The following is a 15353-nucleotide window of genomic DNA, read 5'->3' on the forward strand; positions in this document are numbered from 1 at the left end:
TTCATAGATTAAAAGCAACGCAAACACGTAGATAAAATAAAAAAGTTAATTCCCAAAACAATACTCTAAATAAAATTTCGCAAGTTGGAAGTCTACTTCCAAGTTTAGTGCAAAATGGCAAAAGTTGGAAGTCTACTTCCAGATTCCGCAAAACTAACTCATACTTGGAAGTCTACTTCCAAATTGAAGCTAACTTTGCGCAACTACCTTTGCTTAACTAGCGAATCGAGGCAAGAGAATCGAGACGAGCGCGGAATGACGGCCAATCCGTGCGCATTGCCGTAAGCAGCTTCAGCTTAGGCACGTCGTCAATCGGCACCCACTTAATTTCCATACTCTCGTCGTCGTGCGCGCAAGGATTCACACTATGCCCCAGCTTTTCAAACGCAAAAACCGTTGTATAACACCAATTTCCATGATCTTCGCGGTAAGCTCCAACAACTTCAATATCTCCCGAAGTGATATTTGCTTCCTCGAAAGACTCACGCAACGCGCCCTCAATCGCGCTTTCTCCGTCGGAAATTGCGCCACCAGGGATGCCCCAAGTGCCACCTTCAGCGCTCCAAAGAGCACGATGTTGCATCACAACGTGCGTCACGCGACCAGTTTCAGCATCTCGCCTAGCAAGCAGCACTCCAGCAGCTCCGTTATGACCCCAATGTCTGCGGCCACAATCGCAATGCACCCAGCCATCTCCCGGCTGATGCACATTTTCTTTAGGCACTTCCGTGGAAGTCGGATCATTCTTTTCGCCAGTTTCTTCCAAGCTTTCCTTATTCCACAAATCCGGCCAAGCGTATCCAAGCTCCGAAACCATTTGTCTCAGCAGCGGCAAGCTGATTCCAAGAACACCGTGAGGATCTCCATTAATGCTTTCAATAAAAGCTCCGCCAAAACCTTCTAGCGTAAAGGATCCTGCCACTTCCAGAGGCTCACCAGTTGCTACATACGCGCGAATTTCCGCGTCATTCATTTGCGCAAAAGTTACGCTTGCATGACTTGTTTTGCAAATAGTTTTACCGGTTTTTGCGTCGATTAAGCAGTGACCAGTCCACAATTGTCCTGTTTTTCCACTCATCTGCTTGATTCTCTCAAATGCCACTTCAGGAGTATGCGGCTTTCCGTAGCACTCACCATCGAGTAAGAACATGGAATCGCAGCCAACAATCAGCACACCGCTACAATCATGAGAAGATTTACTCGTATATGCAAAATCGTGAATATCGAAAGTTTTTGTAGGAACAGTAACGCCTGAAAAATCGCGAGTTTGCGCCGTATCTACGTTATGCGTTACGTCTGATTGCGAATCGCTTGCTAAAGCATTACCAGCAGATTCAGAAGATTCAGATCCCGCAGGTTCAGCTTCCAGCGGATACCCCACAACTAAATCACCACTAGCTGAATCGGCTGCATCCGCCACAAGTTTCCACGCATGGTACACAGCTTGAGCTTTTGCACGAGCCAAAATAGAAACTCGCTGCTCAACGTTCAACTGCTCAACGCTCGTACCTCGCTCACTAGCGGCATCACGCAAAGCCGCCGGCTCATCCACTTCGCTTACGTGAATTACCGGAATCACGCCAGCGGCCGCCAAAACAGCCCTACGCGCTGGAGACTGTGAGGCCAAAATCAACGAAACTGTCATACCTTACCCTTCCCTTTTACAACTTCACATAGGTTATTCGCGAGTTATTGCAACGCCAATAGAATCAACCTGCACATGCAAAACACGCCAGCCAGCACGCGAAAGCCACGGCTCAGCAATTGAGTCGATTTTTTGAGCTGCACTCTTGTTGCACTCAGCGTCTCCTGCATAAAATACAGCAACGCACGATCCTGCTCCCGAAATCGCTGCAGCAAAACCATGCTCGCGCAACGTTTCCACTAGCTTCCACGAATCTTTCATAAGACTTGCACGATACGGTTGATGAAGAGCATCTTGAGTTGCTGCAAAAAGTAACGCATTTCGCGAAATATCAGATTTTACTGTGCCTAATTTATTTTCAGAATCGCTATTTAACTCACCAAAAGCAACCGGTAGCATTGCAGTTCGCGACACGTTAAATATTGCGTCACCATACGGCACTTTTGCTGGAAGCGCGCGCCTAGCAAGCTCTGTAGAAAGCTCGAAATCAGGAACGAATACAGACACGGAAATATCTTGCGAAACTTTGTATCGTACAGTATGAAAACCGGTAGAAAGCGGAGCTTCGCAATCTCCAGCCACGCGCACAGAGCCTTTGCCTTCCCCAGCATCAAGCTTCCAGCTCATCGTCAAACCGCCAAAAACTGCAGGAGCAACATTGTCTGGATGACCTTCAATTGCGGCCGCGATTTCGAAAATTGCTTCGCGGTTAAGATCACCTTCGTGCACAAAAGCCCAAGCAGCAGCAACTGCAGCAACAATCGCTTCTGCAGAAGAGCCCATACCGCGCGCTTGCGGAATCCGATTATGCGCTTCTAACGTAAATCGCAAGTTTGGCAGACCAAATATTTTACAAGCTTTGCGAAAAGTCGCTACAACTAGATGCGTTTCATCTTTTGGAAGCGTATCCTCGCCTTCGCCGTGAATAATTACGCGCACGTTTCCAGCATAATCGAGCGAATCAAGCGAATTTTTAGAATGATTATCATCCAGAGTAAAAACTAAAGAATCCGCATAATCAAGCGCAATACCGGCTGTATCAAAACCAGAACCAAGATTTGCGCTAGTCGCTGGCACGCGCACGGAAACACTGTTACACACTGGCTTCATACGATCACCCGCAGCTTCTCTGCTGTATAACGCGCAAAACTAGCGGCTTTCCACACACAACATCCAACTTCTGCAAATCCTCACAAATAGCTTGAACTGCAGCTTCCGAACATTCGCGCACAAGCACGCGCACACTGCCAGGTCCACCAAGACCGCACTGTGGGCAATCCGAATCAGCTTCAGCTTGCGCATACTTAGCTTGGCACGCCGAAGCCAAACGTTCAGCCGCAACGCCATGATCTACAAAAACATCCATAACTTCGCTGCACAAAGCCAAAGAAGTATCTTCCATATTGCAACGAATCACAAAATCCGCTCTAGTCTGCTCGCTAGAAGCCGGCACATACTTGTTGTACATTGGCACGCCAAAACCTGCGCATCCACGCACAAGATTTCGAGCAGCACTAACAACATCTCCAACAACAGCACTTGCAGTTGGAGCGCCGCCGGCACCGCGTCCGTAGAACATCAAATCGTCTGCAGCCTGCGCCTTCACAAACACAGCATTAAAACTGCCGTGAACCGACGCCAAAGGGTGCTCCGCACTAACAAGCGCCGGATACACATTAACGCTTACTCCGCCATTCGATTTTGACTTACCGTCGCAATGCCTTTCGACTGCTGCAAGTAGCTTAATTACACGCTTTTCCGCGCTCGCTGCAGCAATATCTTCAGCAGTAATCGCGCTAATTCCTTCAACGGATACGTCGTCAATACTTACTGGCATTTGGAATGCAAGAGTTGCAAGAATCGCAGCTTTATTTGCAGCATCGAAACCTTCAACATCTCCGGTCGGATCTGCCTCAGCATAACCCTTTTCTTGAGCTGCGTGCAAAGCCAAATCAAAATCAAGTCCGCGCACAGTCATTTCGTCAAGAATATAGTTGGTAGTTCCGTTTACAATTCCGAAAATTTGCGTAATTTTGTCACCAATAAGCGACTCTCGAAGCGGTCGAACAATAGGAATCGCTCCTGCTGCAGCCGCCTCAAAGTACAAGTCAACTCCGTGACTTTCTGCACACTCGTATAATTCCGGACCAAACTTCGCAAGCAACGCTTTATTTGCAGTAACAACAGATTTTCCGTGGCATAGCGCACTTTTTACAAAAGTATGAGCCGGCTCAAGTCCGCCAATAAGCTCGACTATAATATCAATGTCTTCGCGAGCGCACAAAGAGGCAGTGTCTGTAGTTAGCAAATCACGCTTAATCCAAGGCGCATCAACTTCTTCCGGGCGTAAGCATGCAACTGCTGCAAGCTCAATTTCAGCGCCAGTTCGCTTCTTAAGCTCATTGAACTGTTCAACTATTAGTCGCGCTGTTTGAGACCCAACAGTTCCAGCCCCAAGTAGGCCTACGCGAATAGTTTTAGTCGACTGATTGCTTTGCATAACTTTCGCCTCCTTCGTTGATTTATTTTATATTTTATTTTTATGCGATTATTTTTTACTCGCTTTTACACAAATAACATTAGCAAATTAAGAAGTATTGAAATAATCAAAAATGCTATTACTCCAACAGTTCCGTACAATGCTTTGTTGCCAGCTTTATTCGGAAGTTCTTGCGGAGCATTGAAGAATACAAGATACTTGCGGCGGCGAACTAGCAAAACCACGCCTACTATAAGCATGGCAATCATAAACATCCCATAAATTCCAGCTAGAATAAAACCGGTTGGCAGTCTAGTTAATTCCTGACGAGACATCTTTTCTACGTCAATCATATTTCCGCTTGCATCAACCAGCTGCTTTTCCAACCACATTGCAACTATGCTTCCTTGGAAATTCACAATCATATGAAGAAATATGCTGTAGCTCAACTTGGACGTACGAATATAAATGTAGCCAAAAACAAGTCCAAGTCCAAATGCGTAGAAGAATTGGAAAATGTTCATATGGAAAAGCGCGAAAGCAAGTGCAGAAAATACAATAGCTCGCTTTTCTCCGTACGCGCGCAAACGAGAAAGCAGCTGTTTTCTAAAAAGCCATTCTTCCACAATTGGCGCAAGAATTACCACGAATATGAAGGTTTCCCACATATTTCCCGCTGCAATAGTGTCTGATACGCGATTTTCTGCTTTGCCACCGCTAAGAACTGTTGCTAGGAAAACGCCAACTATATTACCAATGTACATAATCGGTATGCACACAGCAAAGAATCCGCCAAATTGGCTAAATTTCATAGAGAATTGTCGGGTTTTTGCCACAGGAACAGTGCGCATAATAAGCATTGCGATTGGTAAAGCGACTAAACACTGCGAAATATCCGACACAAGTAATGTGTTAAGAGAGTCGCTTAGCATGCTCTTAGGCACAAACTGTGAAGAAAGAACTCCAAGAACATAGGCAACAGCAATCCAAACTACGAGGAATACGCATAAAGACATGCCAATAGTTCCTTGACGTTTGCGCGCTAACAAATAAGTGTCGTCGCGCCATGAATTTTGCAAATCTTGCATACTTATTCCTTTTTATTGCTGCTTTTTGTTTCTGCTTTACAGTTGATTAAATTATTTCAAAACGCCTTCAATAAGCTTTGTGATTAAATCGTTGTAGCTTATTCCAGTTGCTTCCCAAGCTTTTGGATACATGGAGATTGGCGTAAATCCAGGCATCGTGTTGATTTCGTTAAGAATTACGCGACCATCTTTAGTTACAAAAGAATCTACGCGACTTAGTCCCCGCCCATCTGCCGCTTTGAACGCTGCAAGCGCCGTTTTGCGAACGCGCTCTAAAGTTTCCGCTGGCAAGTTTGCTGGAACTTCAACGTGCGAAGCTGCGGAATCCATGTATTTGCTGTCAAAATCGTAGAACTGGTCTTCACCAGCCTCGCGCTTGTCTAGCACAACTTCTCCAGGCCAGCTTGCTTTCGGTTCTTCGCCGTCGCGAGCTGCAAGAACCGCGCACTCAATTTCTCGTGCATCAATTCCCTGCTCTACCAACACTCGCCAATCGTGCTCTGAAGCCTCAAAAATAGCTTCTGCTAAGGCTTTAGCATCGCGCGATTCAACTTTTGTAACTCCAAAACTGGAACCTGCGCGGCTTGGCTTTACAAAAAGCGGATACTCGAGTTTTGCTGCTTCAACTTGAGTAAGAATTTCTTCTGCGTATGCATCAAAGCGATTTTCCGCGTCGCTTGCAAACTTGCGCGCATCAAGTGCAATTCCAGGAGCAACATTAATTCCGGCAGCTTTAAACAGTTGCTTTGCATAGTATTTATCCATGCACGCAGCCGAAGCCAATACTCCACAACCAACGTATGGAACTTGCATCATTTCTAGCAAGCCTTGCAAAGTGCCATCTTCACCGTTCGGACCGTGAAGAACTGGGAAAACAGCGTCAATATGACCCAAACTTGTAAGTGTACCGTCATTTTCGCGGGCTAAAAATCCGTCTGCGCCTTTGGCAGGGTCTAGCACAACATCGCGCGTTCCAGCAGTTTTTGTTATTACCGGAAGCTCTCCTTCTTCCATACGGAAGTTTCGCGGATCTTCGCCGCCAACAATCCATTCGCCTTGTTTTGTGATTGCGATCCGCACAATGTCAAAACGATTTTCGTCTACAGCACTGAGCACTCCAGCAGCAGATATGCAAGAAATCGAATGTTCGTCTGCCTTACCGCCATACAAGAACACTACACGCTTTTTCGTCATTTTTTTCCTTTATATATTTTGAATTATTCTAATTATTTTGGACTAGTTTTGATTATTTTCGCAAACGCTACTTACTCTTCGCAAACGTCGTCGTCGAAAAGCATTGCGAGCATTTCTTGGCAGGAAATTCCTTCTTCAAGCACGCGAGCCATTGCACTTGCAAGCGGAGTTGCAACACCCAAACGCTTGCCCATTGCAACTACTGCGCTTGTGGTTGGCACGCCTTCTGCAACACCATTGCTCACGGCAGTTGCTTCTTCAACGCTCATGCCTTTTCCAAGATTTGCACCGAAAGTATAGTTGCGGCTTAGAGGAGATCCACAAGTTGCAACTAAATCACCAAAGCCAGCAAGACCTGAAAAAGTGCGCGAATCCGCGCCTTCTGCTACGCCCAATGCCGTCAATTCTGCCAAACCGCGCGTTTCAATCATAGCCGCCGTGTTTTCGCCATATCCTGCACCTCGAGCCATACCAACTGCGAGCGCAACCACGTTTTTAAGCGAGCCACACATTTCTACGCCGATTACGTCTGTTGACACAAATGCTTTAAAGTAGCTGTTTGAGCATGCTTTTGCAACTACTTCTGCCTGAGATTTTTCTGCGCAAGCAACTACTGCTGCAGCCGGGTGGCGAGATGCAACTTCCTTGCTCAAGTTTGGTCCGGAAAGTGCAGCAAAACGGTTACGCGGTAAGTTCAAAGCTTCGCACACAACTTCATCCATACGTTTGCCGGTTGTGCGCTCAATGCCTTTCATCAGCGAAACAACGATCGCATTTTGTGGAATCAAACCCACAAAACCTTCCAACGCAACGCGAGCAAACTGTGCCGCAATCGCCACGACTACAATATCCGCATTTGCAACAGCCTCTGCTCGGTCCCCAGTTGCAGTCATGTTTTCTGGAAGTTTTTCTACGCTAGGCAGACGCACGCCATTATGATGATGATCGCGAATTCCTTCAACAATTTCTGGCTCTATTGCCCACATTGTCACTTGATTTCCTGCATCCGCAAGTACTTGTCCAAACGCAGTTCCCCAAGCACCAGCACCCAACACCGTAATGTTCATGTTTTACGTCCTGCCTTTCGGTTGTGAGTTTTATAAGCTACTGTATAGCTATTTATTTGTAATCACACTATTACATAATTCTACACATGCCGCTTTACGGGATTTTTAAAAGATACTTTATTTTATTCTTCTGTATATTTTTTATTCTTCCGTAACGCGTTTCATCTGCCTGTAATCAAAGTATCCTGCAGGAGATTTTTCTCCACGAATTTCTTCCATAATCTGCGTCATACGCACACGCACGCGACGAGCCAACTCTTCAGCAGATTCAAGAGGAGGTAGCTCTCCCCAATTTTCACTCCCCTTTAGCAAGTCAGCATAATCAAGTTGAGTATCGTAGCACATTACAACATTTTTCTTTGGCCATGGCCACCAGTGGTTAATGCTTGCCGCGCCCCATGTAACCGCGCAAAATAGCGGAATCTGATGTCCGAGTCTGCGCGATGCTTCGAGAGCAATTATACCAATTCCGGGCTTCATGCTCATAGGCCATTTTTTAGGATCGCGCGTAACTGTTCCTTCAGGCCATACACTTAAAGGTCTGCCATTGGTGAGGATTTTAATAGATTCTTCTTCTATTTCTCGCGCTTTTCCGCTTCTGCGAGGAACCGGCTGCATGCCTACAAGCTGGAACCATTTGCCTAAGATTGGCCAGTGAGCGAGTTCCGCTTTTGCCATGTAGCGCGGACGACGACCTTGGTGGAATAGTGCAGTCATAGGTATGAAAACATCAAACATCGTCACGTGTGTGCAAGCTGTAATAAACACGCCTTCTTCTGGCACGTTTTCCAATCCCCACGCCTTTACTTTGCAGCGCGAACGCAATACGCGCGACGTTCCTTCGAGCAGTCTTTCGGCGGCTTTAGGATTTTGCGCGTCAATTTCTACCTGATTTGGCTTGCGTTTTCCTGTCGGATAGTAATACGTTGGGTCAACTAAATTGTGTTTACTTGCTAAAAGCTTTACTTGCTCATCACTGAGTGGTTTTACTGCACTTCTTGGCGAAGGTTTTCCTTTTGATACCATGCTTTCTATTGTGCAGCATGCTATAAACCTACGCTACGACCTACTTTTGCAATCAACCCATGTTTAGGAGAGCACGCCCAAGCGAGCACAAAGAGAGCGGTTGCTACGAGCACAATTGTTCCGCCCGTTGCCGTATCAAAGCTCCACGAAATATACATTCCAACAATCGAAGAAACGCAACCAATAACAGGAGCTAAAACCATCATCCTAGATAGCCGATCAGTAAGCAGTCGCGCAGTTGCAGCAGGAGTCACAAGCAGAGCAAGCACAAGCACGTTTCCAATAATTTGCACGGAAACAACTACAGCGATAGCCACTAACACGTACAACATTCCATCTAGCCATGCAACCGGCAATCCCATTGCGCGCGAAGTTTCTCGATCCATCGATACGCACACAAGCTCTTTGTGGAACATGCATAATATAGCCAAAATAATCAAACCAGTAATAGCAACAACAGCAATATCTGAATCAGGAATACCTGTAATCGAGCCAAACAAGAAGGATTCCAAGGATCCAGCGTAGCCAGATGCTTTAGAAATAATCACAATTCCAAGAGCGAAAGCAGATACGAAAAATACGCCAATAAATGAGTCTTCGCGAAGCCTACGGTTTTGGCTAAAAATAGATACGATTAGCGCGGTTGCAACTCCTGCGAGTGCTCCTCCAAATAGCAGATTTCCTTGCAATACGAAGGCTATAGCAAGTCCTGGGAATACTGAGTGAGCTACAGCATCTCCGATAAACGCCATTCCTCTAAGTACTACGTAGCATCCAACTACACCGCAAATTACGCTAGAAAGGCACGCTACAATAAGTGCTTTTAGCAAAAACCAAAGGTCTGGATTTGTTAAATCTTGTATAAATTCTATTGGAGATAACATTACTCTTTCACCACACTTTCCTTACCAATTACGCGCTCAACTGCTTTAATAAGCGGATTTTGCGGAGCTACGTGGAAGGTTCGTACCCACTGTTCTGTTTGCAAATTTTGCGGATCGTCGTCACCCACAATAGTGCCATCAAATAGCATTATTCTCGAGCATGAGTTAATTGAGCCAATAATATCGTGTGAGCTCATGAGAATTGCTTCACCAGAAGCAGACAATTTTAAGAACAAATCGGTAAGCAGCTCCTGAGTAGGCATATCAAGTCCAGTAAACGGTTCGTCTAGCAAAAGTAAACGCGGCTCTCCAGCCAATGCTCGCGCAACAAGAACGCGTTGCCGCTGACCTCCAGAAAGTTCACCAATCGTGCGATCTTGGAAATCAGCCATTCCTGTGCGTTCAAGCGAGTTTAATGCAATCTCGTAATCTTCTTTTTTAGCGCGACGAACGTAACCAATATGACGAATCCTACCCATCATCACTACATCTAAAACAGAAAGTGGGAAATCCCACGCAATATCGTGACGTTGAGGCACGTATCCAACGTAAGATACGCGAGAATTAAGTTTTGCACCTTCCATATGAGGAGCACGCACTTCGAGTTTTCCAGTATGCGGAATCAAACCCATAATTGCACGAAATAGCGTTGTTTTACCGGCACCGTTTGCACCAAGTAATCCCACGAATTCGCCACTATTAATGGTAAAAGAAACGTCTTTTACAACAGCGCGATTCCCGTACGAAATATTCAAATTTTGTGCGCAAATTACTGCATTTTCTTCCATATTTATTACCTTTAACACTTTCACTTCAAACATTTCGCTAAAGAATCCGCGTTAGCTCGCATCATATCCGCGTAAGTTCGCACATTCGCGTCGAAAGCGTCACCATAAATTGGACAAACTTTCACATGCGCTTCAGATGCAAGCTCTTTAAGCACAGACGAGCGCGAAATTAAATTTGGCTCTAAAAACACTGCAGGGATTTCCAAGTCGTGTAAAATTTGCGAAAGCCTACGCCTATCTTGCACGCTCGGTTCGCTTGAAGGATTGATTGTTACAAATCCCGCAATATTTACGCCATAAGCTTTACCTAAGTATGCAAAAGCGTCATGCGTTGTAACCAAGTTGCGACGCTCTTTTGGAATTGACGCAACTTTTTTACGCATATAAGCGTCTACGTCGAGAAGTTTATTAATATATCGATCCGCATTTGCGCGATATTTGCGAGCATTTTTAGGATCGACTTCGCACAAGCGGTCAGCTATTGTGCGCACATAAGCAATTCCGTTTTTCACTGACTGCCATAAATGCGGATCAATATCTCCGTGAACATGTTTTCCAAGAACAGCTTGTGGAAGTTGATAGATTTTCTGCCGCGCAAATCCAAGGAATCTATAGCCTTGTTCAGCTGGAATTTCTTTTAAAGCATTAGTCGGCACTTCTACTACTACATCTCGCGGCTCATAATACACGCGCTTTGGCGCAACCGACCGCTTTTTTTGCAAAGTGTCAACTCTGTACAAAAATCCGCGTTTAGCTAAATCGTAAGCCAAATCTGCATGGCCTTGATTCAAAACTACGCTAGCTCCACGCTTTTTCGCTAATTTCTGCGCGTTAATGCCGACAGCAAAACGCATAGTTGCGTTTCCTAAACTTGCAACTCTTTCGTTTTGAGCATTGAGCATATCTGCATGAAAGTCGAGAGTGTATTCTCCTGGCTTACTAAAAGCCCAACTTAAATGCGTGTGCGCGTCCGCAGGCAAATCTACATGATCTTCATCGTTAATTCCGTTTGCTGAATTAACGTAAGTTTCTACACTTCCAAAAGTGCCAGTAAGGTAAGCGAAAAGCGAACCAGGACCAGTTACTTTAGTTGCAGTTAAGCGGATCCTGTCCGAACGCTTCATGTTGTATGCTTTTGGCTTTATTACAGTAGCGCGTCCTTCTTTCGTTACAGTGGAAGGCGCGTTTGATTGCGAAGATTGAGAAACCTGAGAAGACTGCGACTTATCAGGTTTCTCTTGAGATTTTTGTTGCTCTTTAGCATCTTTAGCTTCCTCAACCGTCTGCGAAGTTTGGCGTTCTGTAGCAAGACCAAGCCAAATAGTGTCCAACGACACATCTTCGACCATTGGAATAATATCCGCCGCATGTTTCACGCTTTCTTCAGCAAGTTGCACATTTGGCACGCCTTTTCGCAAATTTGCGTCTAAAGCAGTAATAACACCATGCTCCTCAAGCATCATGTAATTACTAAAAGCCACATCCGCATACACAACGTCTCGAATTGAACGCAATCGTGGCTCGTAAGAGTGCGGATCTGCATTATCAGGTACGATTGAACTCACATTTGCAGCATCCCCTGCTACATTCGCCACCATATCACGCAAAACGCCTGTAGTTGTAACTACATTAATGCGACCATCGCGATGTCCTGCACGATTCCCGTTAACACTACCACAAGCAGAAAGCGGCAAAATAAGCGCGACGACTGCAATTGCACCAATCGAAGAAAACAAAGTTTGCTTTACTCTTCTGGGCCTATGAATCACCCTCACACACTCCTACTACTAATAGCGCAACAGCCAGTTGAAGTTAATAAGTCCGCGATTGTAGAGATACCAAATCCCTGCACCCAAAACGCCAAGCACAGCAATAATTCCACCAGCAAGAAGCGAATAAGCAAGTAAAGGATTTCGCTTAAATAATCCTGTTACACCTTTTGCTTCAGACTTCGCAACATCGTCATTATCGTTCAATTTCTGTCGGTACAAACTTTTAGCGAGCCTCTTGTTACTAATTTTTGAAACAAGACCTTTATGCTTTTTAGCTTTTCTTGGCAATTGTTTTCCAGAGTGTGAATTGTTCAATCCTAAACCACGACCACCAACAAAAGGATTTCCGCCACTACCATTATTGCCGCTAGGACGAAGCAACTTATTAGGTTCTGCTGGACTATAAGGTGCAGGAGGACCAACTTTTTTGCCTTGTGTATCTTTTTTCCCCTTGCTTGGCCCGCCGTCAGCATACCCCATTGGCGTTTCTTGTGGATCAACACCAACAGCAAAATGAATATTGCGAGTTACTGTAGAATTTCCGTCAGAAGCTTGGAATTGCAATGTGTAATATCCCGGTTCGTCGAAATCCCAATTCGCATGAGCATGCGTATTCGCAGGTATCGTATAATCTGTTGCTCCTTGAGTGGAGAAAATCTCTTGATCTCCACCGCCCAAGCCGCCGAACATCCAAACGCGTACGTTTCCAGGACCTTCAACTCCTGTTAGGCTCAATTGAGTTGGCTTATGCGGATTCATAGACTGATTATTCCAACCCATCCATGGCACACCATCAATTTGAGTTTGAGGTATACGATACACGCCGTTAGTTTTGCCAGCATCACCAACTGCGAACACAACTGTATCTGTGTCTCTAAATACGTGACTTCCTGTCACATCTTCTTGCACAGCCATATCAACTTTATTTGAATCGCCAGTATATACAGCAATATCAACATGACCGTGGTCTATAACGAGTTTGTCACCCTTGATGTCTTTGAACTTTGTCGCAGCAGATTGCTGACTTTGAGAATCTTGCTTTCCGCTTTTCGCGTTATGTTCCCCATGAATAAGACCACCGTTATTACTCCCAAAAAGTCCTTGTTGTTGCATTTTTGCTCCAGACCATGGAGTCACATACACAGTGTTGTTGTTACCGTTAATGAAGAAAGATCCGTTACTTTGTTGCACATTAATGCTGTGATCCTCACCTTGAGAATCATCATTATCATCTGAATCTTCTTCGTCATCTTCACCATCTTCATCACCGTCATCACCGTCAAAAGATACGCCATCATAATCAGCAAAATCCCCAGCTGTTACATCATGATTAGTGACGTGGAATGTATAGACTTGCTCAGAACTTTGCTCCTCGTCACCAACGGTAGTAGTAGCCTTCATTTTTAACTTGTACACACCAGGACGGTTAAAAGACCAATACATGTGCGAATGCTTGCCACCAGTCTCAGTGATGTCAACATCTTTCGGCCATCCGTCAACAGAACCAAGCATTTTCTCATAATCGTCACCGCTGCGAGTGTACATAAAAACTTCGCCGTTGTGGGGTGCTTCGATACCAGTTAGCGACAATTTAACTGTTGGATTAACTTTTGTTGTAGAACCAGCTCCCTTATATAACGGTCTAGTATCTAAACCAGGCCATAATGCACCAGTATTTCCAGCTCCAGATTGATCAAAGAACCAGACTACACCTTCGCGAGTTGTTGCGTAGATTTCTTTTATTATCGGATCGTTCTCATCTTTGGAAAACTGCATGATATTTTTAGAGCCGACTTCAAAAATAAGTCGATTCGTATCATACCGAGTGCCATTATGATCTTCACTTTCAAACGCATCGCCCAAGGTACCTAATACCATGCGCTTGCTTGTAGCATCAAAGAAAGTTGCAAAAACGTCAGTATGACCTTTATACGCGTGGCACATTGTAGCTTTACTATCAGCCGCAGGTTGTGAAGCAGTTTTATCTAATCTAGCAGCAGTACACGCTGCAAAATTGGCTTTTTTTATGGCAGTAAAATCTTTAGAAGATTTCTTTCCGCTTACAACAGTTGCTTCACTGCCATTGTCAGCAAAAGCCGTGGGAGTTCCCATCATCATGCCACACAAGCACACGCCCACCAACAAAGCGCGAGATAATTTCTTTATACTATTACGAACCATTTTCGTCACACCATTATTTCCACTGAGTGCCATCAGATTGCACATTGTCTGATTGAGAATATTGAGAATTATTAATTGGTGACATTACTGTCGTTTCTTGATCACGCACTAGATTTGGCAAGGTATTGTCACCATTTGCATTATTCACAGAATTTGCATTATTTGCATACTGTTGATTAGCTTGTGCAGAAACTTGCTTAGCAAGCGCAAGATTTCGTGCTTTCTTGCTTTTAACTACAGCTATTAGTACAAAAATCACAATAATTACGGCAATAATAGCCACAAAAATACCTACAATTTGAAGAACTAAAGCTGTATCGTCACTTTTTTCAGATACTTTGTGAGAATGCTTATGCTTGTTGTGAAGGAGTTCGTGATGATGATTAGCTTCATCTTTTTCGGATTCATCGTTATCTTCTTCATCTTGACCCTCTTCGTCGCCCTCGTTGCCACTTGCTCCAGCAGCACCCGCACCTAAAGCAGCATTAGGATCGGTATTATCTCCAACTGCAAAATTAAGAACACGCGTATCGCTTACTGCGCGTCCATTTTTAAGCTTTCCTGAAAAAGTAAGCTTCACATGATAAATTCCAGGCTTAGAAAACACCCAATTCACGTGAGTATGAGCGTTGGCTTCAATCCAGCTGTTTTGCGGATATCCTTTAGTACTATCCCAAAGTTGCTGTGGATTGTTGTTGCCATTTTCTAAGTAAACATGCAGTTTACCCGGGCCGCTTACTCCTTCAAGAGAAAGGTTTGCACCGCGATCGAGCTCGTTAAGCACGCCACCTTCCTGCGTATTCCAACCAAGCCACGGCACATCAGGATTTTGAGTTTGTGGAATTACGTAAAGCTTGGTTCCAGGCTTTTCGCCAATAAAACTGTAGGCAGCATCATCAGGCATAGGAATTATTGAATTGCCACCTAATTTAAATACCACATTTTCTGGGTCTCGCCACACTGGTTCGTCACCAGTATCATCACGAATCTTCAATTTCCATTTGCCGTCGATTAGCGTTGGTCCAAAATCAGCATGACCTGCTTGAATCATAACTGGCTGATTGCCTTCATTAGCATAAGCAGTTTCCTGCATTGGATTTGGTGCGCATAAAGATGCAACCAAAGTTACTAAAGAAAATATGAGCGCAAGCAACGCAGTAGAATATACATGCTTTCGTTTTACTTGCAATGTTTCATTTTGTTTGTAATTCATTATTTAAACTTTCTAG

Annotated in this window: 12 protein-coding genes; all 12 read right to left on the reverse strand. The window is 44.7% G+C overall.

From position 1 onward, the window contains the following. Positions 1-217: 217 nt before the first annotated feature. The 12 genes from K9E37_RS02580 to K9E37_RS02635 all read right to left on the reverse strand — a co-directional run bounded on the left by K9E37_RS02580 (position 218) and on the right by K9E37_RS02635 (position 15337). On the reverse strand, positions 218-1645 hold the full coding sequence (locus K9E37_RS02580) for a Maf family nucleotide pyrophosphatase (protein WP_248893530.1): 1428 nt from the start codon (positions 1643-1645) through the stop codon (positions 218-220). Between the two features lie 33 nt (positions 1646-1678). Beyond that, positions 1679-2755, reverse strand: coding sequence for a homoserine kinase (gene thrB, locus K9E37_RS02585; protein ID WP_248893532.1), 1077 nt, complete (start codon positions 2753-2755; stop codon positions 1679-1681). Between the two features lie 4 nt (positions 2756-2759). After that, positions 2760-4145, reverse strand: a complete 1386-nt coding sequence (locus tag K9E37_RS02590) for a homoserine dehydrogenase (RefSeq protein ID WP_248893534.1) — start codon at positions 4143-4145, stop codon at positions 2760-2762. Positions 4146-4210: 65 nt separating this feature from the next. Then, positions 4211-5212, reverse strand: a complete 1002-nt coding sequence (locus K9E37_RS02595) for a CPBP family intramembrane glutamic endopeptidase (RefSeq protein WP_248893536.1) — start codon at positions 5210-5212, stop codon at positions 4211-4213. Positions 5213-5263: 51 nt separating this feature from the next. Next, complete coding sequence (locus K9E37_RS02600) at positions 5264-6406, reverse strand: D-alanine--D-alanine ligase family protein (protein ID WP_116440651.1); 1143 nt, start codon at positions 6404-6406, stop codon at positions 5264-5266. 71 nt (positions 6407-6477) lie between these two features. Then, positions 6478-7473 carry an NAD(P)H-dependent glycerol-3-phosphate dehydrogenase gene (locus tag K9E37_RS02605; RefSeq protein ID WP_248893538.1) on the reverse strand — a complete coding sequence of 332 codons (996 nt, stop codon included), beginning with the start codon at positions 7471-7473 and terminating at the stop codon, positions 6478-6480. 141 nt (positions 7474-7614) lie between these two features. Further along, a complete protein-coding gene (locus K9E37_RS02610) occupies positions 7615-8499 on the reverse strand; it encodes a lysophospholipid acyltransferase family protein (protein ID WP_064340516.1) in 885 nt (294 codons plus the stop codon). 20 nt (positions 8500-8519) lie between these two features. Continuing rightward, the gene (locus K9E37_RS02615) at positions 8520-9383 is read right to left on the reverse strand and encodes an anchored repeat-type ABC transporter permease subunit (RefSeq protein WP_064340515.1); all 864 of its coding nucleotides are present in this window, start codon (positions 9381-9383) and stop codon (positions 8520-8522) included. Further along, positions 9383-10171: an anchored repeat-type ABC transporter ATP-binding subunit gene (locus K9E37_RS02620; RefSeq protein WP_004109106.1), complete on the reverse strand. Its 789-nt coding sequence runs from the start codon at positions 10169-10171 to the stop codon at positions 9383-9385. Before K9E37_RS02620 ends, K9E37_RS02615 begins: the two co-directional genes overlap by 1 nt. Positions 10172-10191: 20 nt before the next feature. Further along, positions 10192-11907: an anchored repeat ABC transporter, substrate-binding protein gene (locus tag K9E37_RS02625; protein WP_248893540.1), complete on the reverse strand. Its 1716-nt coding sequence runs from the start codon at positions 11905-11907 to the stop codon at positions 10192-10194. A gap of 51 nt (positions 11908-11958) precedes the next feature. Further along, positions 11959-14124: a choice-of-anchor M domain-containing protein gene (locus K9E37_RS02630; protein ID WP_248893589.1), complete on the reverse strand. Its 2166-nt coding sequence runs from the start codon at positions 14122-14124 to the stop codon at positions 11959-11961. A gap of 13 nt (positions 14125-14137) precedes the next feature. Further along, positions 14138-15337: a choice-of-anchor M domain-containing protein gene (locus K9E37_RS02635; RefSeq protein ID WP_004109103.1), complete on the reverse strand. Its 1200-nt coding sequence runs from the start codon at positions 15335-15337 to the stop codon at positions 14138-14140. Positions 15338-15353 lie beyond the last annotated feature (16 nt).

The sequence above is a fragment of the Gardnerella swidsinskii genome (assembly GCF_023277705.1).
Classification (GTDB): Bacteria; Actinomycetota; Actinomycetes; order Actinomycetales; family Bifidobacteriaceae; genus Bifidobacterium; species Bifidobacterium swidsinskii.